This window comes from Caballeronia terrestris, assembly GCF_001544515.1.
Lineage (GTDB): Bacteria > Pseudomonadota > Gammaproteobacteria > Burkholderiales > Burkholderiaceae > Caballeronia > Caballeronia terrestris.
The window spans coordinates 1-1,209 of record NZ_FCOL02000451.1; the positions used below are offsets into that span (position 1 = coordinate 1).

The 1,209-nt window shown below is 62.5% G+C and carries 1 protein-coding gene; it reads right to left on the minus strand.

Annotated features, from left to right (window positions below; all coding sequences use genetic code 11):
- Window positions 1-219: 219 nt before the first annotated feature.
- On the minus strand, window positions 220-1,209 hold a 990-nt coding region (locus tag AWB67_RS38205; RefSeq protein WP_087660893.1), incomplete at its 5' end, for a sensor histidine kinase.

Here is a 1,209-nt window from a genome sequence, read left to right on the forward strand (position 1 = left end):
CCACGCAGTATCGAACGCGCGTTAGCACGCAAAAAAAAACCGTAGACGATTCGCCTCAATTCCGTCCGCCATCGTCACCCGGCCATGCGAGCATTCTCGCCTCACGTCCGAGATCGTCGCCACATCTCCCCCCAAGCTGCCAGCGACGAGACGATACTCTCGGACGTGGCATGCGGTTTGTCTAATGGGCGCGCATGCGATTTAATGCAGCCTTGGCTGTCAGATGCTACTGCGAGAGGTTGGTGGCGAATCAGGTATTGCCAGTCCATCCACGACGGCTTCAAAGCCGTCGGGCATGCCCGCAGCTGGCGAAACTAGTGTGAGTCGTGCGCCCGCCGCCTGGGCGATCGCATTGACAATCGCCAGCCCCAGGCCGCTTCCCTTCGCTGTTGTGGTCCCGCGTTCGAACGGCTGGCTCAGGCGCGCGAGCGTCTCCGTGGGTACGATAGGTCCTCGGTTCCGGACGCTCAAGGTGCCGCCGCTCGTGAGCGCGATACGAACGGCCGTTGCGTCCGTACCGTGCTTGACAGCGTTTTCAATAAGGTTGCGCGCGAGAATGGCGAAGGCGTCCTGGTCGATGCGCGACAATACGGGTTCATCGGGCAGGGTCAGTGCGAGCTCATTAGATCGTGCAATGCGCCGGACATCGTCGACCACGAGTTGAAGGACGGGCCGCAAGTCTTGCGGGATATCAGAGAGGACGCGGGCGCCTTCTGCCCGGGCCAGTTGCATGAGCTTTTCGCTGAGCCGCGCGAGCGTCTGCAAAGTGGTCTCGACGCTTCGCGCACGTTGCTCGATTGGCGTGCCTTGTGCCTCGGCTATCAGGCGCTGCGTTTGCGCAAGTGCTGCGGCAATCGGCGTGCGAAGCTCGTGTGCACTGTTGGCGGTGAAGCTGCGCTCGGCGCTCAGTGCCCGGTCCAGCCGCTGCATCAGGTCGTTGACCGCGTCAGCTATGGGCTCAATTTCCGTGGGCATGCCGGCCTTGGCGAGCGCCGTGAGATCGTCACGGCCTCTAGCGCCAACACCCTCGCAAAACCGGCGGATCGGACGCAATCCCGTCTTCACGATTAGCCACGTGCCGACGAGGCCAAGCAAGATGAGAACAAGGAGCGGCTCGATCACCGCAAGTGCGGCCCGAGTGCTGACGTGACGGCGCTCAACCAGGGGTTCAGCAATCGCGAGCCGGACCGTTCCTTGCAGGACCGTTTC